Raw genomic sequence first — 20,740 nt, 5'->3', positions numbered from 1 at the left:
TAAAATGAAATGCAATCGTTTCATTTCTTGACTTTGCTCAAATTCGGGCTAATAATGCACTTCTCCCATTTCATTTCATTTGGAGCTGCACATGTCCACTCAGCACAACCAAGAACAAAAAGTGCTCAGCGCCGTCCCCGCTGGCCAGCCGGCGGCGCCTGCCGCGCCGGCCGCTCCAGCCGCGCCTGCCAAGTCCAACCGCCGCGTGGTGGTGATCGCCGCCGTTGTCGCCCTGGCCGCGCTGGCCGCCGGCGGCCGCATGTGGTATCGCAGCCATTATTTCGTCGAGACGGAAAACGCCTATGTGGCCGGCCACGTGCATCCGGTGTCGGCGCGTATCGCCGGCGTGGTCACCAAGGTGATGATCGACGATAACCAGATCGTCAAGGAAGGCGATGTCATCGCCGAACTCGATCCGTTCGACCAGCACGTGAAGGTCGAGCAGATCCAGGCGCAGATCGCCACCGCCGAACAGCAGGTCGCGCAGTCGGACGCGCAGATCGCCCAGGTCCAGGCCCAGGCCAGCGCCGCCGCCGCCCAGGTGGCGCAGTCGGAAGCGCAACTGGTGCGCGCCAAGCAGGACGCCGAGCGTTACGGCCAGCTGTATAACAGCCAGATGAAGGCCGTCTCGAAAGCGGAACTGGACGCCGCCGTCGCCGGCCGCGCCAGCGCCGTGGCCGACCTGGCCGCGCGCAAGGACAGCGCCGCCGCCGCCAAGGCGCAGATCGCAGCCGCCCAATCGGCGCGCGACGTGCTCAAGGCGCAAGTGACCGTGCTGCGCGTGCAGCTGAAGGACGCCGAGCAGCAGCTGGCCTACAACCGCATCCTGGCGCCAGTGGGCGGCCGGATCGGCAAGCGCTCCATAGAGGTGGGCCAACGCGTGACTGCCGGCCAGCAACTGACCGCCATCGTGCAGGAAAACGTCTGGCTGACCGCCAACTTCAAGGAAACCCAGCTGGCCGACCTGAAGCCGGGCCAGGAAGTCAAAGTGACGATCGACGCGATTCCGGGCCGTGAGCTGATCGGCAAAGTGGACAGCTTCGCGCCCGCTTCCGGCGCCCAGTTCGCGCTGCTGCCGGCCGATAACGCCACCGGTAACTTCACCAAGATCGTCCAGCGCGTGCCGGTCAAGATCACCTTCAAGCCGGAAGACGTCAAGGCCCTGAGCGGCCGCCTGGTGCCGGGCATGTCGGCGATCGCCGAAGTGGCCGTGAACCAGACCAAAGCCGCCAACTAAGGAGCCACCATGGCCAGCACCACAATCGATACGCCGGCCGGCGGCGTGGGGAAGCCCGCGTCCGCCCCGGCCATGCCGGCCGAGAAGGTCTCCGGCCGCACCTGGATGGCGGTGGCCGCCGGCATGCTGGGCGCCTTCATGGCGGTGCTCGACATCCAGATCACCAACTCGTCGCTCAAGGACATCCTGGGCACCTTGTCGGCCACGCAGGAAGAGGGTTCGTGGATCGCCACCGCCTATCTGGTGGCGGAGATCATCGTCATTCCGATGACCGGCCTGCTGACCCGCGTGTTCGGCATGCGCGCCTACCTGATGGGCACCACCGCGCTGTTCCTGCTGTTCTCGACGCTGTGCGGCTTCGCGTGGAACCTGCCCAGCATGATCGTATTCCGCATGCTGCAGGGCTTCACCGGCGGCGCGCTGATCCCGATGGCGATGACGCTGGTGATGACCAAGCTGCCGCCGTCCAAGCGCGCCGCCGGCATGGCCATCTTCGGCCTGACGGCCACGCTGGCGCCGGCCATGGGCCCGACCTTCGGCGGCTATTTGAGCGAGCTGTATGGCTGGCCGTCGATCTTCTACATCAACTGGGTGCCGGGCGTGCTGCTGATCGGCGGTATCGCGCTGGGCCTGGACAAGGAGAAGTTCCAACCCAACCTGCTGTTCAACGCCGACTGGCTGGGCATCGCCTTCATGGCCGTGGGGCTGGGCAGCCTGACCATCTTCCTGGAAGAGGGCAACAGCAAGGACTGGTTCGATTCCTCGTTCATCATCACCTTCGCGGCGATGGCCATCGTCGGCCTGCTCGGCTGGGCGGTGACGGGGGCGATGCGCAAGCAGCCCTTTGTCAACCTGGGCCTCTACGGCCAGCGCAACTTCTTCGCCGCCACCGCGCTGTCGCTGGCGATGGGCATGGGCCTGTACGGCTCCTCGTTCCTGCTGCCGCTGTACCTGGGCCAGATCGCCGGCTACTCGCCAATGCAGATCGGTGAGGTCATCATGTGGGTCGGCCTGCCGCAGCTGTTCATCATGCCGTTCGTGGCCAAGCTGTCGTCGAAGGTCGACAACCGCATCCTGTGCAGCTTTGGCCTGCTGCTGTTCGGCGGCTCCTGCCTGATGAACGCCTACATGGACGCCACCACCGGCTACGACCAGCTGCTGCTGTCGCAGGTGGTGCGCGCGCTGGGCCAGCCGTTCGTGATGCTGACGCTGTCGAACTTCGCGATGAACGGCATCACGCCGAAAGACATGCCGTCGGCTTCGAGCCTGATCAACATGACCCGCAACCTGGGCGGCTCGATCGGCATCGCATTGCTGGCCACCGCGCTGACGTCGCGCGAGCATTTCCACTCGCAGCGCCTCGGCGAATCGGTGACCGGCTTCGCGGCCGCCACGCAGGAACGCCTGGCAGCGTTGACGCAATCGTTCATGAGCAAGGGCTTCGACGCGACCAGCGCGTCCGACATGGCGCTCAAGGCGGTCGACGGCATCGTGCGGCGCGAGGCTTATGTGATGGCCTACAACGACGGCTTCTTCCTGGTCGCGATGGTGCTGTTTGGCTGCATCGGCGTGCTGTGGTTCTCGGACAAAGTCAAAGCCCCTTCGGGTGGCGGCGGTGGCGCGCACTAAGCGCCTTCAAAACAATTTTAAGTGAGGTAACACCATGTTGAATTCAGCTTTGAAGCGCCTGACGCTCGCTGTTTCCGTTACGCTGGCCGTCACCGGCTGCGCCACCGTCGGCAGCGATTTCACCGCGCCGAAGAACGTCGCCGACGCGTCGTTCCGCCACCTGCCGCAAGCCGGCGCCAGCGAGGCGCACCTGCCCGCGCAGTGGTGGACCGTGTTCAATGACGAGACCCTGAACCGCCTGGAACAAACCGCGCTGCGCGACAACCCGAGCGTCAAAGCCGCCGCACAGCGGCTGGTGGTGGCGCTGGAGCAGGCCGGCCTGTCGCGCGCCAACCAGCAGCCGTCGCTGAGCGTGAGCACGTCGGTGTCGAACTCGCGCACCTCGGCCGAGACCTCGCAGGGCCTGGCGCTGGGCGGCCGTTCGATCAAGGGTAACAACTACGCGGTGGGCGCATCGATGTCGTATGAAGTCGACCTGCTGGGCCGCGTGCGCCGCCTGGTGGAGGCGTCCGACGCGCAGGCGCTGGCCGCCGAGGCGGACCGCGATGGCGTGCTGTTGATGCTGTCGTCGCAGCTGGCGACCACCTACTGGCAGCTGCGCGGCCTGGATGCCGAGATGGCGATCCTGAACGGCGCGCTGGACACCCGCCGCGAAACCGAGGAGCTGGTGACTGCGCGCTTCAACGCCGGCCTGTCGAATGAGCTGGACGTGTCGCGCGCGCGCATCGAGCGCGCCAACGCGCAGGCCGACCTGCATGAAGTGCAGCGTCAGCGCAACCTGCTGGAACACAGCCTGGCGACGCTGGTCGGCGCTTCGCCGTCGGCGTTGCTGACGGCGCCGAACGCCAATGCCGCCGTGCTGCCACAGCCGCCGGCGATTCCGGTCGGCCTGCCGGCCAGCCTGCTGTCGCAGCGTCCGGACCTGGCGGGCAGCGTGGCCAACCTGCGCGCGGCCAATGCGCAGATCGGCGTGGCGGAAGGTGCGTTCTATCCTTCGCTGTCGCTGACGTCGAACTTCGGCTATGCGTCGGAGAGTTTGAAGGAACTGGGCAAGGGCGGTTCGCGCCAGTTCAGCGTCGGTCCGTTGGCGCTGTCGCTGCCAATCTTCGACGGTGGCCGCAACAAGGCCAACCTGGCCATCTCCAAGGCGCGCTACGAAGAGGCGATCGCCAACCATGAGACCAAGCTGCTGACGGCGCTGCGCGAAGTGGAAGACGCGCTGTCCGATGTGCAGGAACGCCAGCTGCAGGGCGAGGTGCAATCGGCCTCGCAAGTGGCGGCGGCGCGCGGCTACCTGGTGGCGCGTGCGCGCTACGAGCGTGGCGTGTCGACCTACCTGGACGTGACCGACGCGCAGCGCAGCGCGCTGGCTGCCGACCGCGCGGCGGTGCAGATCAACACCCAGCGCCTGCTGGCGGCGGTGTCGGTGGCGCGCGCGCTGGGCGCGGGCTGGCAGCCATCGGCGCAACTGGCGTCGGTGTCGCAGAACGGCGCGATCAAGCCGCTGGCGAAGTAAAGTGTTTTCCGCCCGGTGCAACGCCGGGCGAGGTCCTTACGCGGAAGAGGCCAGCGGCAGTGCTGCCGCTGGCCCGAAGCGTTCCACGATGAAGTCGATGAAGGTGGTCAGCTTGGGCGTGGCCAGGCGGTCGCGTGGGTAGACCAGGTGCATGGGCCGGGCCGGCGGCAGGTAGTCGCACAGCACCGGCTTCAGTCGCCCGGCGGCGATGTCCTGCGCCAGCAGCACCTCGGCCTGCATCACGATGCCGAAATCCTTGAGCGCGGCCATGCGCAGCGCCTGTCCGCTGTTGGTGCGGAAGCGGCTGGGCGGCAGCGCGCGCAGGCCGCGCAGGCCATGCACCGATTGCAGGCGCCAGCGCACGCCGACCGCTCCCACCATGAAATCCAGGCACTCGTGCCGCGCCAGGTCGTCCGGCGTGCGCGGCGTGCCGTGCTTTTTCAGGTAGGCCGGCGAGGCGCAGATCGCCATCGCGTAGTTGAACAGCGGCCGCGCGATCATGCCGGAATCGTCCAGGGCGCCGATGCGCACGGCGGCGTCGTAGCCTTCCTCCACCAGGTCCACCATGCGGTCGTTCAAGCTCAGGTCCACGCCCACCTCCGGGTGCAGGCGCAGGTAGTCGCTGATGGCGGGCGCCAGCCACTCGCTGCCGAAGGAGACCGGCGCGGTGATCCTGAGTCGGCCGCGCGGCACGCGGCGCATCGCCTCGGCGCCGGATTCGGCGGCGGCGATCTGCGCCAGGATGGCGCGGCACTGTTCGACGTATTGGGCGCCGATCTCGGTCAGGCTTTGGCGGCGCGTGGTGCGCGTGAGCAGGCGTGCGCCCAGCGTGGCCTCAAGATGCGCGATGTGCTTGCCGACCATGACCGGCGACAGCTGGAAGGCGCTGGCGGCGGCCGTGAAATTGCCGGCGTCGACGACGGCGACGAAGATCTCCATGCTGCGCAGCTTGTCCATGTGATTGCTAATTGTGAGTTAGTAATGATCTTCATCTTAGCGCATTTATTCCTGTGGCGTTGTAGCCGATACTGGTGTTTTCACTCACTCACCAGGAGAACAGCATGAAAGTAGTCGTCATCGGAGCAGCAGGTACGGTCGGCAAGGCGGTGGTCGAGCAGCTGGGGCAGCGGCATGAGATTGTGACGGTCGGCGCCAGCAGCGGGCAGTATCAGGCGGATATCGCCGATATCGCGCAGGTGCGCGCTGTGTTCGCGCAGATCGGCCGCGTGGACGCGGTGGTGGTGGCGGCGGGCTCGCTGCACTTCGCGCCGCTGGACGGCTTCACGCCGGAGCAGTTCTACGTGGGCCTGAACAGCAAGTTGATGGGGCAGGTCAATGTGGCGCTGGTGGCGCGGGAATACCTGAACGACGGCGGCTCGATCACGCTCACCAGCGGCATCGTGGCCGATGAGCCGATCCGCAACGGCGCCAGCGCCACCATGGTCAACTCGGCGGTCGAGGGCTTTGTGCGGGCTGCCGCGATCGAGCTGCCGCGCGGCTTGCGCATCAACGCCGTCAGCCCGACCGTGCTGGAGGAATCGATGGGCAGCTACGGGCCGTTCTTCATCGGCTTCGAGCCGGTGCCTGCGCGCCGCGCCGCGCTAGCGTATGCGCGCAGCGTGGACGGTGCGCAGACCGGGCAGGTGTACCGCGCCTGGGGAGCGGCGGCATGAAGGCGCTGGTGATCGGCGGGACCGGCACCATCGGCAGCGCCGTGGTCGAGCAATTGCGGCTGCGGCATGAGGTCATCGTGGTTGGCGCGCGCGGCGGGCAGCACCAGGTCGATATCGAGGACATCGCGCAGGTACGGGCTTTGTTCGGGAAAGTGGGGTACGTCGATGCGGTGGTGGTGGCTGCGGGGGCGCTGCATGTCGGCCCGCTGGAGGAGCTGACGCCGGAGCATTTCCACGTCGGCTTGCGCGGCAAGTTGATGGGACAGGTCAACGTGGCGCTGGTGGCGCGGGAGTTCCTCAACGACGGCGGTTCGATCACGCTGACCAGCGGCGTCGATACCGAGCAGCCGATACGCGGCGCGGTGGCGGCGTCCACCGCCAACGCGGCGGTGCAGGGCTTTGTGCGGACGGCCGCGATCGAACTGCCGCGCGGCTTGCGTATCAACGCGGTCAGTCCGACGGTGCTGCGGGAGTCGGTGCATTTGTTCGGTGAGCTGTTCACCGGCTTCGAGCCGATCGCGGCCAGCCGCGCCGCGCTGTCCTACGCGCGCAGCGTGGATGGCGCCGAAACGGGACGGGTATACCGGGCCTGGTAGGAGGAGGGGGATCCGTGTACTACAATGCGGATCTCACTCCAACACGAGGTTCGAATGAAAAAAATACTGCTCCCTCTGGCCATGGCTTTCGCCTGCGCTTCCGCCTACGCCGCACCGGCCAGCCTGGCCGATCTGGACAAGATGACCAAGCGCTTCGCGCCGGTCGCATTGACCGCCGATACCAGCCAGCTGTCCGCCGGCGACAAGCGCGCCATCGCCAAGTTGATCGAGGCCGCCAAGATCATCGACGTGCTGCAGCTGCGCCAGCGCTGGTCCGGCAACGAGGCATTGTGGGCCGCGCTGCAAAAAGACCAGACACCGCTGGGCAAGGCGCGCCTGAACTACTTCTGGCTCAACAAAGGTCCATGGTCGATCCTGGACGACCATCAGCGCTTCCTGCCTGCGGAAGTAAGCGGCATCGCGATCCCGGAGAAGAAGCCCGAAGCCGGCAACTTCTACCCGGAGGGCGCGACCAAGCAGGCATTGGAAAGCTGGATGAACACACTGCCGGCGAAGGACAAGGAGCAGGCGCAGTGGTTCTTCACCACCATCCGCAAGAACGCGGCCGGCCAGTTCACCGTCGTCAAATATTCGGATGAGTACAAGCCGGAGCTGGAGAAAGCCGCCGCGCTGCTCAAGCAGGCCGCCGCCGATACCGACAACGCCTCGCTGAAGAAATTCCTGCAGCTGCGCGCCGACGCCTTCCTGAGTAACGACTACCTGGCCTCCGACTTCGCGTGGATGGACCTGGACGCGCCGGTCGATATCACCATCGGACCATACGAGACCTACAACGACGAGCTGTTTGGCTACAAGGCCGCGTTTGAAGCCTACGTCAATATCCGCGACCAGAAGGAGACGCAGAAGCTGGACTTCTTCGCCAAGCATATGCAGGAGCTGGAAGACAATCTGCCGCTGGATGCCAAGTACCGCAATCCGAAAGTGGGCGCGCTGGCGCCGATGGTGGTGGTCAACCAGGTCTACGGCGCGGGCGACGGCAACATGGGCGTGCAGACCGCCGCCTACAACCTGCCGAACGACGAGCGCATCATCAGCCAGCGCGGTTCCAAGCGTGTGATGCTGAAGAACGTGCAGCAGGCTAAATTCAAGTCCACGCTGACGCCGATCTCCAAGCTGGTGCTCAAGCCGGCCGACCAGAAGGACGTCGACTTCGACTCCTTCTTCACGCACATCCTGGCGCATGAGATCACGCACGGCCTGGGTCCGCACATCACCAAGGCCAACGGCGCCGAATCGACGCCGCGCCAGGACCTGAAGGAAGCCTACTCCACCATCGAGGAAGCCAAGGCCGACATCACCGGCCTGTTCGCGCTGGCCTACATGATGGACAAGGGCCAGCTGGCCGGCACGCTGGGGCAGGGCGCCGCCGCTGAGCGCAAGCTGTACACGACGTTCCTGGCGTCGGGCTTCCGCACGCTGCACTTCGGCCTGACCGACTCGCACGCGCGCGGCATGGCGATCCAGATGAACTACATTCTCGACAAGGGCGGCTTCATCTCGCACGGCGATGGCACCTTCGCGGTGGACTTCAAGAAGATCAAGCAGGCGGTGATCGACCTTGACCGCGAGTTCCTGACCATCGAAGCGACCGGCGACTACGCCCGCGCCAAGGACATGATGGCCAAGTACGTGGTGATCCGTCCCGACGTGCAGAAGGCGCTGGACAAAATGAAAACGGTGCCGAACGACATCCGCCCCGAATTCAAGACCGCCAACACCCTGCTCGCCAAATAACCCCTGGGGTCAAGTCTGACATTCGGACACGAGCTTTGCCGTAGCAGCCGCTAGGGCAGAGCTCGTGTCCGAATGTCAGACTTGACCCCAAATTGAAAGCATTCAATTTTTTCTACGTAGAAATAAGTTGTTGTTGAACCTGCTTTAGAGCAATAAATCTTGCTTTGGGCGTGCTACAGTTTGATCACCATGATCAAGCGCACCTTACTCCTGCTGCTCCTGTCGTCCGCCGGCCTGGCTTCCGCCGCCCAGCTGACCGATATGGAAACCCGCTGGCTCACCGCCGGTTCCGCTGTGCTGGCCTATGCCAAGCAGGAACTCAATCTGCCGATCGATATCACCGTGCAACCGCAGGCGCGCGCGACCGATGTGCCGCTGGCGCTGGGCTTCCAGGACGGACGCTGCAAGCTGGTGCTGTCGATGCGCGGCAATCCCGGCGCCGAGGACATCCTGGCCGGCCTGCCGGCCGAACAACGTCCGCTGATGATCGAGGCCATGGTGGCCCACGAGATCGGCCACTGCTGGCGCTATGCGCAGGGCGTGTGGCATGCGCTGCCGGCCGGCTTCGAGCAGCCCGCGCAGGCACCTGCGCAGGAACAGGCCCAGGCGCTGCGCCTGACTCGCCGCGAGGAGGGCTTTGCCGACCTGGTCGCATTGGCCTGGACCCAGCATCGCCATCCGCAGGACTATGCCGCGGTGGCCGCGTGGATGCGCCAGGTGCGCCAGCCCGCCTCAGGCACGGCTGGCTCGCACGGCACGCTGGCCTGGCTTCAACTGGCACCCAGCGGCGCTGCCTTCGACGCCGCCCAGCCCCTGTTCGAACAGGCTTCCAGCCTGTGGCGCCAGGGCCTGTTGCGCGACGAATAAACATCCGTAACTCTGTACGTTCCCGCACAGAGCAGGGGCGCGCGGCGGCGTTTAATGTGTCCACCAACCACCACACAAGGGACACATCATGAACAAATTACTCTTCATAGTGCTGGCCTCCGCGGCCAGCGCCAGCTTCGCCGCCACCCCCAACAACGATTCCGTAGCCTACAAGGCGGCCACCAAGCAGGCGGAGATCGACTACAAGAGCGCCAAGGCGGCTTGCGATGCGCAATCGGGCACCTCCAAAGATATCTGCGTGGAGCAGGCCAAGGTGGCCCGCGCCAACAGCGAGGCCAACGCCACCATCCAGTACCGTAACGATAAGCGCTCGGTGCAGAAGGCCCATACCGAGGTGGCGGATGCCGAGTACAACCTGGCCAAGGCCAAGTGCGCTCCGCAGACCGGCGCCGAGAAGGATAGCTGCCTGAGCACCGCCAAGTCGACCCACGTGGCCGCCGTCAACGATGCCAAGGCCGGCAAGAAAATGGCCGACGTCGCCCAGACCGGCATCGATTGCAGCACCATGACCGGTACCGACAAGGCGTCCTGCGAAACCAAGCAGAAGAGCGAAATGGCCAAGGACACCGTGGCCGACTCCGTGATCACGACCAAGGTCAAGTCCGAGCTGCTGGCTGAGCCCGCCCTGAAATCGCTGGACGTGCACGTGGAAACCACCAACGGCACCGTCATGCTGAGCGGCTTCGTGCCGTCGCAGGCCGAGGTGGACAAGGCCGTCGATGTGGCCCGCAACGTCAAGGGCGTCAACAAGGTGCAGAGCTCGCTGCGCATCAAGTAATCCCCCGCTTGCCGCAGGGGACCGCCGCCGCGGTCCCTTTTTTTTGCTTGCATTCATTATGATCGTCATTTAAGATCTGGGTCAGCGTGCCTTCCGCGCGCATCCATCACGCGAGGAGCCGCATGTTCGCCCTACCTTTATCCCGCTGGCTGCAAGGCCGCGGCCTGCACTTTTCGTGGGTGATCGTTGCCATCACCTTCCTCACCGGGCTCAGCTCGTCGGCCGCGCTGGGCCTGCCCGGCGCGCTGCTGCAACCGTTGTCCAGGGAGTTCGGCTGGGACGTCGAGCAGATCTCGTCGGCGCTGGCGGTGCGCTTCGTGCTGTTCGGCCTGATGGGGCCGTTCGCGGCCATCCTGATGGAACGCTTCGGCCTGCGCAACGTCGTGGTCACCGCGCTGACGCTGGTTGCCAGCGGCCTGGCGCTGGCCACGCAGATGACGCAGTTCTGGCAGCTGGTGCTGTTCTGGGGCGTCATGCTCGGCGTCGGTTCCGGCATGACCGCGCTGGTGCTCAGCGCCGTGGTCTCGACCCGCTGGTTCGACACCCGCCGCGGCCTGGTGGTGGGCGTGCTGACGGCCAGTTCGGCCACCGGCCAGCTGGTGTTCCTGCCGGTCGGCGCCTGGCTGATCGAGCATTTCGGCTGGCGCATGGCGGTGATCCCGGTGCTGCTGGCGTGCGCCACCGTGGCCGTGCTGGTGTTCCTGCTGATGCGCAACCGTCCCAGCGAGGTCGGCCTGGCCCCATACGGCGCGCCGGAAGGCACGCCGGTGGCGCCGCCCGCCGCGCCGATGCGCGTGACCTTCGCCACGCCGTTCAAGGTGCTGGCCGAGGCGGCCCGCAACCGCGTGTTCTGGATATTGTTCGGCACCTTCTTCATCTGCGGCCTCAGCACCAACGGCCTGATCCAGACCCACTTCATCTCGCTGTGCGGCGACGCCGGCCTGTCGGCGGTGCCGGCCGCCTCGGTGCTGGCGATGATGGGGGCCTTCGACCTGGTCGGCACCATCGCCTCGGGCTGGCTGTCGGACCGCTACGACAACCGCAAGCTGCTGTTCATGTACTACGGCTTGCGCGGCTTGTCGCTGTTCTGGCTGCCGTATTCGGAATTCACGCTGTACGGGCTGTCGCTGTTCGCCATGTTCTACGGCCTGGACTGGATCGCCACCGTGCCGCCGACGGTGCGGCTGGCCGGCGCCACCTTCGGCAAGGAGAAGGCCGGCATGGTGTTCGGCTGGGTGTTCGCCGGCCACCAGCTGGGCGCTGCCGTGGCCGCCTACGGCGCGGGCCGCGTGCGCACCCTGATGCTGACTTATAACCCGGCGCTGTTCGCCGCCGGCGCGGCCTGCCTGGTGGCCGCCGGCATCATCCTGCTGATCCGCAAGCCGGCCGCGGCGGCGGCAGGCGTCCCGCTTGCTCCCCAAGCCAAGGCCAGCGCCTGACGCGAAGACAGGAGGCTGGAAGCGCTCCCAAAATGTAATCAGGCTGTCACGCGCCGGTGCAACAATGCGCTCGACCTTAACAGCCTGATGGAGTTTGTATGCGTTTTGCCCTCCCCGGTGGCCAGCTGATCGCGGCCGCCGCCATGACCTCGTTGCTGGCGGCCTGCGGCAGCGACGGCGTGCCGGTCACCGAGACCAACCCCGGCGACGGCTTCAATCCGACCGCGGTCGCCTTCATGAGCGACGTCCATTTCGAGAACATCTACGGCGACCTGAAGAACCCCAATTTCGCCGGCATCCCGACCAAGGACGGCAAGAACGCCACCATCCGCACCATGTACGCCGAGCTGACCTCGACCCGGCTGTTCAACGAAAACTACTTCGCCTTTCGCGGCGCGCTGGACGATGCGTATGGCAAGGGCCTGCGCCTGGTGGCGCTGCCGGGCGACATCTCCGACGATGCCCAGCCGATCAACATCGACGGCATCGCCGACATCCTGCACGAGTACCAGGCCAAGGGCATGCGCTTCTTCATCGCGCCGGGCAACCACGATCCGAACGAGCCGTTCGACAACGACGAGGCCGGCAAGAACGACTTCCTGACCCGCGACGGCAAGGAACAGAAAATCTACGCCACCGGCGCGGCCGCCTGCAAGGCCAAGGATCCGGCCGTGGTGTGCACCAACCAGCTGATGGAGCAGGGCTATGAAAAGCTGCTGACCAAGCTGGCCGACTTCGGCTACATGCCGAACCAGAACGACGTCTACTGGGAAACCCCGTTCACCAAATACGCCGACGGCAAGTACAGCTATGCCGCCGCCACCGCCGCGGCCGAGCTGGGCAAGCGCCAGTTTGAAATCTGCGCCGAAGGCGAGGGCGGCAGCTACAAGGCGGCCGGCGAAGCCAGGCTGGGCAAGTCCTACACCCGGTGCGGCAACATCATCGACGCCAGCTACCTGGTCGAGCCGGTCAAGGGCATCTGGCTGCTGGCGCTGGACGCCAATGTGCACGTGCCCAACGCCAAATTCGATCCGGCCAATCCGGCCTCGTTCAAGGGCTACGACGGCGCCGGCGACGCGGGCTGGAACAAGGTGCAGACGCACAAGATCCACCAGATGGAATGGATCAAGTCGGTGACCGAGCGCGCCAAGGCGCAGGGCAAGCAGCTGATGGCCTTCTCGCACTATCCGACCATGGACTTCTACGCCAACCAGACCAGCGCCATGAAGGCCGTCTTCAAGCCGGGCGCGTTCCAGGTCTCGCGCATGCCGGACGCGTCCACCACCGCCGCGCTGGCCGCCACCGGCCTGCCGCTGCACATGGGCGGCCATATGCACTTCAACGGCACCAACGATTACAAGGATGCGGCGGGCAACTACCTGGTCAATGTGCAGTCGCCCTCGCTGGCGGTGTTCGGCGCCGCCTACAAGATTGTCAGCTACCAGAGCAAGGACCGGATCGATGTGCAGACCGTGGCGTTGAACAGCGTCCCGCGCTACAACGAGCTGTTCCCGCTGTACCAGGCCGAGTATGACTACCTGCAGGGCAGCGTGGCGGCGGCCGACATCGCCAAGCGCTGGAACCGCGCCATCCTCGACACCAAATCCTATGGCGAGTTCACCCGCACCTATTTCGGCGAACTGTCGCGCCTGCGCTTCATGGGCGACTACTGGCCATGCGAAATGAAGGAAGCGGCGATGTCGCTGGACGCGCGCCAGATGCTGATCCTGTCGCAGCTGCAGACCAGGGTCACGCTGGCGCAGCTGAAGGACAATCCCGGCGTGCTGCCGATCACGGCCGCCTGTGCCGCCAAGGGCACGGCAACCGAGGGCGGTGTCGCCGCCAGCCAGCTGACGGCCGACTGGGCCGCCGCCACCGCCAAGGCCGAGCAGATCGCCGCCGCCGCCAACCTCAAGCTGGCCGACTTCGCCAAGATCAGCGCCTACGAGTTCTACGGCGACTTCCACCGCACCGTGTACGCCGGCGAACTGGCGCTGCGCGACATGGGCGCCGAGCGCGTGGCGCAGTACAAGGTGTTGATGGGCGCGTTCCCGGCGGCGCCGGCCGCGATCGTCAAGATCGGCGACCTGCCGTCGGACCAGAACCCGGTGCATGTGCTGTTCCAGAACCAGTTCAAGCAGGTGTTTGCGATCCTCAAGGGCCTGGGCTCGGGCAAGCCCAGCGACCACTTCACGATCGACCTGAAGGCCAAGACGCTGAGCAACGCCAGCAGCAGTGGCCTCAGCTTCAACTAGAAAAGCGCAGGGCTGCCTGAATTGATACAAGTCAACAATTGTGAACTGAGTTTCAACTATCTTTGGGCAAGCTCTGCAATATCTGTCACAAATCGTAACAATTATCAAGAAAGTAGAGCGAAAATAAATATTCTTACAACAAGTTTCATGCGCAAAAGAACAATGTTATATTGCTTTTCATACCACGGCCATCTGGGATGCACTTCGGTGATGATGGCTGCGGTTGCTATTCAGGGCCCTATAACTTTTCCAAAAGAAACCTAAAAAGTAAGGATAGTTTTCATGATTTTCCAATTCAAACAATTCAAACTGGCCGCGGTGGCCGCAGCCCTGTTGGCCGCCGGCGCAGCCCAGGCCTCCACTGGACTGAGCGACGACCTGGTTCACACGCCCAAGGCGTTGGAGCCGTTGACCGGCAACACCTCGGATGTCGCCAACTGGCGCTTCACGATGGGCCAGAGCTTCAACGGCGTGGCTGGCGCGCTGGACGGCGTAGCCCGCCTGAGCTTCCACAATGCGGAGGGCAACTGGGCTTGCTCCGGTTCGCTGCTGGCCGGCGGCCAATACGTGCTGACCGCCGCCCATTGCGCTGACGACTTCACCAAGATGACCGTGCAGTTCGGCTGGCAGGGCGGCACCGCCGCCGTGACGCGCAACGTCTCGGTCGGCAACGCCTACGTCAACAAGGCATGGACCGGCCAGCTCGATACCGGCGCCGACATCGCCATCCTGAAACTGGATACCGCCGTCACCACCATCAAGGGCTACAAGATCAGCACGACCAACGACGTCGGCAAGGACTACCTGATGGCCGGCTACGGCACCACCCAGAAGGCCACCAACGACCTGGCCACCAACTGGAACGACGGCGGCTACGGCCACTACGGCTTCAACACCTTCGACGTCGACAGCAAGTCCTTCAACAAGGCGGCCGGCGATGCCGGTATCTACGCCTACGACCCGAACTACTACGCTCCAGGCACCACCTACATGAGCGATTTCGATGACGGCACCGCTGCGCACAACACGCTGGCCCGTCTGGCGCACGAGACCGGCGACAAATGGACCAGCAGCACCGGCCGCGGCGTCAATGAAGCGCTGATCGCCGGCGGCGATTCGGGCGGTGGCGATTTCATCTGGAACGGCAAGGAATGGCTGCTGTCGGGTGTGCACTCGTGGGGCTGGCAGGGCAGCGATGCCTGCACGGACTTCAACCTGGCCGGCTGCGACAACGCCCTCAACAACCACTCCAGCTTTGGCGACCTGTCCGGCTCGACCGCGACCTTCTCGCACGCCGCATGGATCAACTCGGTGACCGCCGTGCCTGAACCGGAAACCTACGCGATGATGATCGCCGGCCTGGCGCTGGTGGGCGTGGCCCGCCGCCGCAAGCAAGCGTAATTCAGCAGGCGTAAAAAAGCCCCCGTCCGTTCTGAGCGAGCTCAGGCGGGCGGGGGCTTTTTTTGCGTCCTACTTCAGATATTTGGCCAGCCAGCCGTGCACCTCGCTGTAGAAGTAGCGGCTGTTCTCGCCCTTCAAAATCCAGTGGTTCTCGTCCGGGAACACCAGCAGCTTGGCCGGGACATTCAGGCGATGCTGGGTCGCGTAGTTCATCAGCGCGTTATTGGCCGGCACGCGGTAATCGAGCTCGCCCACCGAAATCAGGATGGGCGTGGTGAAGCCTGTGCCCTTGGCGTGGTTCCCGCCCTGCATCACCGGACTCTGCTCGCGCCACACCGCCTGGTCGCCCCACACCGGACCGCCGCTGTTGACCTCGCGGCCGTGGATGCTGTCGCTGCTGCCCCATTGCATGACCAGGTCCATCTCGCCCGCGTGCGAGACGAAGGCCTTGTAGCGCGTGGTGGTGGCCTGCAGCCAGTTGGCCAGGTGGCCGCCGTAGCTGGCGCCGCCGGCCGCCAGGCGGCTGCCGTCGATGTAGCCGTACTTTTTGACCGCCTCGTCCACCGCCTCGTTGATCTCGTCGCCCGGCCCCTTGAGCGGATCGCCCTGGATGGCGCGCGCGAATTCCTCGCCGTAGCCGGTCGAACCCTTGTAGTCGGTCAGCAGCACCACATAGCCCGGCTGCGCCAGCAGGTGGTAGTTCCAGCGGATGACGAACTGGTCGCGCCACATATTGGCCGCGCCGCCGTGGATCACCGCGAACAGCGGATACTTTTTGGACGGATCGAAATTGGCCGGCTTGACGAGCATGTTGTGGATCATGCGGCCGTCGCTGGCCTTGAACCAGAAGTGCTCGGGCGCCTGCCAGTCGATGCTGGCCGCGCGCGCAGTGTTGAACGCGGTCAGGCGCTTGGGCGCGCCGTTGCCGAAGGCGTACACCTCGGGCGGGTTGACCGACGATTCCCACACGCCCACCATGGCCTTGCCCCCGGCCGCCAGCGAGCCGATGCTGCCGGTCGCGGGCGAGGCCTCGTCGCGCAGGTCGCCGCCGGCGTAGTTGATCGAATGCAGCTGCTCCAGGCCCGCGTGCTCGTAGCTGAACACGACGCGGCCGGTGCCGGCCGGCAGCGCGAAGCGCGAGATCGACCGGTCCAGCGACGCCGTCAGCAATTTGGGCGCCGGCTGCGTCAGCGGCCAGGCGAAGCTGGCCAGGCGCGTCACGTCGTAGACCTTGCCTTCTTCCTCGGCCTGGGTCAGGACGAACAGCGTCTTGCCGTCGGCGCTGAACTTCAGGCTGCCGTAGCTGTGCTTGTCCTGCGTCAGCCGCGTCGGCTCGCCGCCCGCCGGCGGCACGCTGTAGATCTGCGTGTAGCCGGCCGCGCGGGCGGCCTCGTCGCGATTGGTCGAGGCCGCGAACACCACGGCCTTGCCGTCCGGCGACCACAGCGCGTCCAGCGACTGGCCCTCGTCGCCCTGGCCGCCGCCGAAGCCCGGCAGCGCCGCCAGCTTGCTGCCGGCCAGCAGGTCGCGCGGCTTGGCGCCGGCCGCCGCGTCCATCACGAACAGCCGCACTTTTTTATCGTCGAGCCACTTGTCGAAGTAGCGCGGCGGGAAGGTCTCGTAGGCGCGCGCCGAGTACTTGCGGTCCTTGCGTTCCTTGGCGCTTTTTTTCACGTCGTCCTCGCCGGTGTCGCCGGGGTAGACGTCGCTGACGAACAGCAGCTGCGTGCCGTCCGGGCTGAACTTCGGCTGGCGCGCGCCCAGCGTCAGCGTGGTCAGGCGCTGCGCCTCGCCGCCGCCGGCCACGTCGATGCGGTACAGCTGGGCCGCATCGTCGCCGTCGCGCTTGGCCACGAACACCAGCTGTTTGCTATCGGGCGACCAGACGGCGCCGCTTTCGCCGCCCTTGCTGAAGGTCAGGCGGCGCGCCGGCGTGTCGTCGGTCAGCGACTTGATCCACAGGTCCGACCATTGCTCCTTGCTGTCGTACGCAGGATCGGTGACGGAGAACACGGCCCACTTGCCGTCCGGGCTGGGCACCGGCGCGCCGACCCGCTTCATCAGCCACACGTCCTCGTGGGTGATCGCGTGCCGGGCGGCCGGGGCATCGGCGGCGTAAGCGGGGCTGCCGCAGGCCAGGCCGGCAGAAAACAATATGGCAAAAATGGAAAGTCGCGGTATAGTCATGACGAGGTCGCTGCAAAGTCGGTGAAGCGCCGATAGTGACCAAATCTCCCATTGCTGTCAATCAAGTATCCATCCTCAACCGTGGAGTAGACATCTATGCAGACCATCACCAAGATCCACAAGGTCGCCGCTTTCACCGCCGGCGAGCGGGGCGGCAACCCGGCCGGCGTCATGATCCGTTCCGCGCTGCCGGACGAGTCCGCCATGCAGCGTATCGCCGCCGAGATGGGCTACTCCGAGACCGTGTTTGCCGCGCCCGTCGGCGATGGCTGGCGCGTGCGCTATTTCTCGCCAGACGGCGAGGTGCCGTTCTGCGGCCACGCCACCATCGCGCTGGGCACGGTGCTGGCGCAGCAGAACGGCGACGGCATCTTCCCGCTGACCACCAACCACGCCCGCGTCAACGTCGAGGCGCGGAGCAAGGACGGGCAGGGCAGCGCCGCGCTGCAGTCGCCGGCCACCGCCAGCGCGCCGGCCCCGGCCGCGCTGGTGACGGCCGCGCTGGCGCTGTTCGGCTACCGCCATGCCGACCTGGACGACCGCATTCCGCCGGCCATCGCCAGCGGCGGCGCCAACCATCTGGTGCTGGCGCTGGCCAGCCGCGCCCGGCTGAGCGCGATGCGCTACCAGCTGGCCGACGGCCGCGACCTGATGCGCGATCACGGCCTGACCACGATCTCGTTAGTGCACGCGGAAACGCCGCAGCGCTTCCATGCGCGCAATCCCTTCGCTTCCGGCGGCGTGTACGAAGACCCGGCCACCGGCGCCGCGGCGGCCGCGCTGGGCGGCTATCTGCGCGACCTCGACTGGCCGCACGGCGGCGCCATCGACATCATCCAGGGCGAGGACATGGGCGCGCCCTGTCATTTGCGGGTGGAGATTTCCGGCCAGGCCGGCGGCTCGATCCGCGTTTCCGGTAACGCCCGCATGCTGGGCGAGTAGTCCCCCTTCGTCATTATTTTTTTAGGAACCTATGCCAGTGCGTATCCTGTTCACCCTGATCCTCTCCTTCACTGCCTGCATGAGCCAGGCCGCCTCCAACTTCAGCTTTGACGTGACGCCGGGACCGCACAGCGTCGGCCTGCGCGTGGTCGAGCAGTACGACTACGCGCGTGGTTATCTCGGCAAATACGACGTCGTCACCGGCAAGCCGGTGAGCGGCGAAACCGCGCGGCCGATGCAGACCGTGATCTGGTATCCGGCGCAAAAGTCCGGCAAGGCCGTGGCCTACGGCGACTACTTCCGCCTCGGCGCCACCGAGGAGCGCTTCGACAACACGGAGGCGGCCATCGCCGCCAATGTCGACGCCCGCCTGAAGGGCGCGCCTATCGGTGCCGTCCGCGCGCGCGAGGAAATGACGCGCCGCATGTGGGCGCTGCGCGACGCCAAGCCGGCCGCCGGCAAGTTCCCGGTGGTGATCTACGCCCCCAGCTTCGGCGCCTCGACCTACGAGAACGCCGACCTGTGCGAGTACCTGGCCAGCCACGGCTACATCGTCATCACCAGTCCCAGCATGGGCGCCCACGCGCGCGGCATGAGCGACGACCTGGAGGGCATCGAGGCGCAGGCCGGCGACATCGCCTTCCTGATTGGCTACGCCCACACGCTGCCGCAGGCCGACACCGGCCACATCGCGGTGGCCGGCTACAGCTGGGGCGGCATTTCCAACGTCTTCGTCGCCGCGCGCGACAGCCGCGTCAAGGCGCTGGTCAACCTGGACGGCTCGGTGCGCTACTGGCCGGAGCGCGTGCAGGAAGCCAAGTACGTGCAGCCGGCGCGCGTGGCCGTGCCGATGCTGTTCCTGGCCGCGCGCCCCCGTTCGCTGGAGGATCTCGCCAAGCGCAACAAGCCCAACGCCAGCTTCCTCAACGAGCTGAAGTACTCCGACGTGTACACCGTCACGCTGCCGGCGATGGAACACTTCGCCTTCGCGTCCGAGGCGCTGCGCTTCCTTGGCGACGATGCCTACAACGAGTACACGCCGGCCGAGGTGAGCCAGTCCCATGGCTGGATGGCGCGCTACACGCTGCAGTTCCTCGACGCGTATCTGAAGGGGCAGGCGCCCGCCAAGGCCTTCCTGTCCAAGGCGCCCAAGCAGAACGGCGTGCCGGACCACCTGCTGACGGTTTCGGCCCGCATGTCGGAAGGTGCGCCGCCGACGCTGGAAATGCTGGCCTACGAGGCGGCCAAGTCCGGCTTCGCCGACATCCAGCAGGTGTACGAGAAGATGCGCAAGCGGGAGCCGAAGTTTGAAGTGAGCGAGGACAACTTCAACTCCTGGGGCTACCAGCTGCTGCGCGCCGGCGACAAGCAGGGCGCCATCGCTGTGTTCAAGCTGGCGGCGGTGCTGCATCCGGACAGCGGCAACGCCCACGACAGCCTGGCCGAGGCCTACGAGGCGGCGCAGGACAAGCCGCTGGCGATCCAGCATTACCAGCGCGCGCTGGAGCTCAATCCGAAGAACGGCAACGCGGTCCAGCACTTGAAGTCGCTGGGCGCGCCGCTGTAATTCCGTGAGCTAGTCCCACTTCTTCAGCAGGCGGGCCAGCTCGCCTGTTCTCTCCATCTGCTCGATCGCGCCGCGCACGCGCGCCACCACGGCCGGATCGATGTGCCGGCCCATCACCATGTACAGCTGCGCGGTCGACATCACCGTCGGCAGGATCCTGACCTTGCCGGTGGCGCCGGCACTGGCGATCAGGCGGGCCAGTCCCGGCGCGCGGTGCAGGAAGAAGCGGCCGCGCCCGGCCACCAGCTTTTGCACATTCATGGCCGGACTGGTGGCGCTGGCATCGATCTGCAAGCCGCCCTGCGCGATCAGGAAATCGGTGGTGGCGTAGCCACGGTTGCCCAGCACCACGCCGTCCTTGCCGAGCTTGCGCACATCGTCCCAGTCCCGGATCGCCACCTCGTCGCCGGCGCGCGCCAGCAGCATGTAGTGGATCTGGAACAACGGCGGATCGAGGTACACATAGCGCTGTTCGCGCTCCTCCGTGCGCTGCACGCCGCACAGCGCGTCGCGCTGCTGCACCGCGACCTCGTGATAGGCGCGTATCAGCGGCATCCACTGCTGGTCGCCGACGAACACCAGGCCGGGCTCGATGCGCTCGATGGCGCGGAAGATGTCCACGCACAGGCCGATGATGTGGTCCTTGCCGTCCGCAATGAACTTGGGCTCGGTGCCTTCCTGCGCGGCCACCCGCAACACCACCGGCTCCGCCCGGGCGGCCGCCGGCAGCAGCAGGCAGGCCGCCAGCAGCAGCGCGGCCGGCCTCGGTCTCGTCATCGGCAACATCGGTCCTCCCGCAATGGCGTCGAATTGATCGGCAGGGAAAGTATAAGCCTGTCGGCGAACTTGACAGTGAAGGGCGCGCCGCCCGCCCGGC

General features: G+C 65.9%; 15 protein-coding genes and 2 pseudogenes. 14 read left to right on the top strand and 3 right to left on the bottom strand.

Going from position 1 to position 20,740, the window contains the following annotated elements; genetic code table 11:
• Positions 1–91 precede the first annotated feature (91 nt).
• Genes ACUJB0_RS13560 through ACUJB0_RS13550 form a run of 3 tightly spaced genes read left to right on the top strand, consistent with a single transcriptional unit; the run spans position 92 to position 4,382 of the window.
• On the top strand, positions 92–1,237 hold the full coding sequence (locus tag ACUJB0_RS13560) for an HlyD family secretion protein (protein ID WP_161086052.1): 1,146 nt from the start codon (positions 92–94) through the stop codon (positions 1,235–1,237).
• Positions 1,238–1,246: 9 nt separating this feature from the next.
• Positions 1,247–2,866: a DHA2 family efflux MFS transporter permease subunit gene (locus ACUJB0_RS13555; RefSeq protein ID WP_444845677.1), complete on the top strand. Its 1,620-nt coding sequence runs from the start codon at positions 1,247–1,249 to the stop codon at positions 2,864–2,866.
• A gap of 34 nt (positions 2,867–2,900) precedes the next feature.
• Positions 2,901–4,382, top strand: coding sequence for an efflux transporter outer membrane subunit (locus ACUJB0_RS13550; protein ID WP_444845676.1), 1,482 nt, complete (start codon positions 2,901–2,903; stop codon positions 4,380–4,382).
• 36 nt (positions 4,383–4,418) lie between these two features.
• On the opposite strand, the gene ACUJB0_RS13545 is transcribed toward ACUJB0_RS13550, so the two are convergent.
• The gene (locus ACUJB0_RS13545; protein WP_444845675.1) at positions 4,419–5,339 is read right to left on the bottom strand and encodes a LysR family transcriptional regulator; all 921 of its coding nucleotides are present in this window, start codon (positions 5,337–5,339) and stop codon (positions 4,419–4,421) included.
• Between the two features lie 104 nt (positions 5,340–5,443).
• On the opposite strand from ACUJB0_RS13545, the gene ACUJB0_RS13540 reads away from it, so the two are divergent.
• From ACUJB0_RS13540 to ACUJB0_RS13500, 9 genes and pseudogenes are all read left to right on the top strand, one after another.
• Positions 5,444–6,055 (top strand): short chain dehydrogenase, encoded by a 612-nt coding sequence (locus tag ACUJB0_RS13540; RefSeq protein WP_444845674.1) that lies wholly within the window; start codon positions 5,444–5,446, stop codon positions 6,053–6,055.
• The gene (locus ACUJB0_RS13535; RefSeq protein WP_444845673.1) at positions 6,052–6,651 is read left to right on the top strand and encodes a short chain dehydrogenase; all 600 of its coding nucleotides are present in this window, start codon (positions 6,052–6,054) and stop codon (positions 6,649–6,651) included. The genes ACUJB0_RS13540 and ACUJB0_RS13535 overlap by 4 nt, the downstream gene beginning before the upstream one ends.
• 54 nt (positions 6,652–6,705) lie before the next feature.
• Entirely contained in the window at positions 6,706–8,406 is a 1,701-nt protein-coding gene (locus tag ACUJB0_RS13530) for a dipeptidyl-peptidase 3 family protein (RefSeq protein WP_444845672.1), read from the top strand.
• Between the two features lie 189 nt (positions 8,407–8,595).
• Positions 8,596–9,273 (top strand): DUF2268 domain-containing putative Zn-dependent protease, encoded by a 678-nt coding sequence (locus ACUJB0_RS13525; RefSeq protein WP_444845671.1) that lies wholly within the window; start codon positions 8,596–8,598, stop codon positions 9,271–9,273.
• Between the two features lie 88 nt (positions 9,274–9,361).
• The gene (locus ACUJB0_RS13520; protein ID WP_444845670.1) at positions 9,362–10,072 is read left to right on the top strand and encodes a BON domain-containing protein; all 711 of its coding nucleotides are present in this window, start codon (positions 9,362–9,364) and stop codon (positions 10,070–10,072) included.
• A 122-nt stretch (positions 10,073–10,194) separates the two neighbouring features.
• Positions 10,195–11,511 carry an MFS transporter gene (locus tag ACUJB0_RS13515; protein WP_444845669.1) on the top strand — a complete coding sequence of 439 codons (1,317 nt, stop codon included), beginning with the start codon at positions 10,195–10,197 and terminating at the stop codon, positions 11,509–11,511.
• A 98-nt stretch (positions 11,512–11,609) separates the two neighbouring features.
• Positions 11,610–13,766 carry a metallophosphoesterase gene (locus ACUJB0_RS13510; protein ID WP_444845668.1) on the top strand — a complete coding sequence of 719 codons (2,157 nt, stop codon included), beginning with the start codon at positions 11,610–11,612 and terminating at the stop codon, positions 13,764–13,766.
• Between the two features lie 282 nt (positions 13,767–14,048).
• Positions 14,049–14,594: pseudogene (locus ACUJB0_RS13505) on the top strand (trypsin-like serine protease); the annotation flags it as partial.
• A 477-nt stretch (positions 14,595–15,071) separates the two neighbouring features.
• A pseudogene (locus tag ACUJB0_RS13500) lies at positions 15,072–15,167 on the top strand (PEPxxWA-CTERM sorting domain-containing protein); the annotation flags it as partial.
• Positions 15,168–15,236: 69 nt separating this feature from the next.
• Here the strand turns inward: ACUJB0_RS13500 and ACUJB0_RS13495 are convergent.
• Positions 15,237–17,354 (bottom strand): prolyl oligopeptidase family serine peptidase, encoded by a 2,118-nt coding sequence (locus ACUJB0_RS13495; RefSeq protein ID WP_444845667.1) that lies wholly within the window; start codon positions 17,352–17,354, stop codon positions 15,237–15,239.
• A 96-nt stretch (positions 17,355–17,450) separates the two neighbouring features.
• Between ACUJB0_RS13495 and ACUJB0_RS13490 the strand changes: the two genes are divergently transcribed.
• Together ACUJB0_RS13490 and ACUJB0_RS13485 are read left to right on the top strand one after the other, a co-directional pair.
• Positions 17,451–18,296 carry a PhzF family phenazine biosynthesis protein gene (locus ACUJB0_RS13490; protein WP_444845666.1) on the top strand — a complete coding sequence of 282 codons (846 nt, stop codon included), beginning with the start codon at positions 17,451–17,453 and terminating at the stop codon, positions 18,294–18,296.
• 31 nt (positions 18,297–18,327) lie between these two features.
• On the top strand, positions 18,328–19,863 hold the full coding sequence (locus ACUJB0_RS13485) for a tetratricopeptide repeat protein (protein WP_444845665.1): 1,536 nt from the start codon (positions 18,328–18,330) through the stop codon (positions 19,861–19,863).
• A 9-nt stretch (positions 19,864–19,872) separates the two neighbouring features.
• On the opposite strand, the gene ACUJB0_RS13480 is transcribed toward ACUJB0_RS13485, so the two are convergent.
• Positions 19,873–20,640, bottom strand: a complete 768-nt coding sequence (locus ACUJB0_RS13480; protein ID WP_444845664.1) for a substrate-binding periplasmic protein — start codon at positions 20,638–20,640, stop codon at positions 19,873–19,875.
• Between the last annotated feature and the right edge of the window lie 100 nt (positions 20,641–20,740).

Origin of the sequence: Duganella caerulea, assembly GCF_040362985.1 — a bacterium.
Lineage (GTDB): Bacteria > Pseudomonadota > Gammaproteobacteria > Burkholderiales > Burkholderiaceae_D > Rugamonas > Rugamonas vulcania.
This window is presented reverse-complemented; position numbering and strand designations above follow the sequence as displayed.

What these genes read in the sequence shown, in the direction of transcription:
- ACUJB0_RS13545 (WP_444845675.1), bottom strand. Translation starts at nt 5,339, where the DNA reads ATGGACAAGCTGCGCAGCATGGAGATCTTCGTCGCCGTCGTCGACGCC.
- ACUJB0_RS13510 (WP_444845668.1), top strand. Translation starts at nt 11,610, where the DNA reads ATGCGTTTTGCCCTCCCCGGTGGCCAGCTGATCGCGGCCGCCGCCATG.
- ACUJB0_RS13555 (WP_444845677.1), top strand. Translation starts at nt 1,247, where the DNA reads ATGGCCAGCACCACAATCGATACGCCGGCCGGCGGCGTGGGGAAGCCC.
- ACUJB0_RS13485 (WP_444845665.1), top strand. Translation starts at nt 18,328, where the DNA reads ATGCCAGTGCGTATCCTGTTCACCCTGATCCTCTCCTTCACTGCCTGC.
- ACUJB0_RS13495 (WP_444845667.1), bottom strand. Translation starts at nt 17,354, where the DNA reads ATGACTATACCGCGACTTTCCATTTTTGCCATATTGTTTTCTGCCGGC.
- ACUJB0_RS13535 (WP_444845673.1), top strand. Translation starts at nt 6,052, where the DNA reads ATGAAGGCGCTGGTGATCGGCGGGACCGGCACCATCGGCAGCGCCGTG.
- ACUJB0_RS13560 (WP_161086052.1), top strand. Translation starts at nt 92, where the DNA reads ATGTCCACTCAGCACAACCAAGAACAAAAAGTGCTCAGCGCCGTCCCC.
- ACUJB0_RS13540 (WP_444845674.1), top strand. Translation starts at nt 5,444, where the DNA reads ATGAAAGTAGTCGTCATCGGAGCAGCAGGTACGGTCGGCAAGGCGGTG.
- ACUJB0_RS13530 (WP_444845672.1), top strand. Translation starts at nt 6,706, where the DNA reads ATGAAAAAAATACTGCTCCCTCTGGCCATGGCTTTCGCCTGCGCTTCC.
- ACUJB0_RS13490 (WP_444845666.1), top strand. Translation starts at nt 17,451, where the DNA reads ATGCAGACCATCACCAAGATCCACAAGGTCGCCGCTTTCACCGCCGGC.
- ACUJB0_RS13515 (WP_444845669.1), top strand. Translation starts at nt 10,195, where the DNA reads ATGTTCGCCCTACCTTTATCCCGCTGGCTGCAAGGCCGCGGCCTGCAC.
- ACUJB0_RS13550 (WP_444845676.1), top strand. Translation starts at nt 2,901, where the DNA reads ATGTTGAATTCAGCTTTGAAGCGCCTGACGCTCGCTGTTTCCGTTACG.
- ACUJB0_RS13480 (WP_444845664.1), bottom strand. Translation starts at nt 20,640, where the DNA reads ATGACGAGACCGAGGCCGGCCGCGCTGCTGCTGGCGGCCTGCCTGCTG.
- ACUJB0_RS13525 (WP_444845671.1), top strand. Translation starts at nt 8,596, where the DNA reads ATGATCAAGCGCACCTTACTCCTGCTGCTCCTGTCGTCCGCCGGCCTG.
- ACUJB0_RS13520 (WP_444845670.1), top strand. Translation starts at nt 9,362, where the DNA reads ATGAACAAATTACTCTTCATAGTGCTGGCCTCCGCGGCCAGCGCCAGC.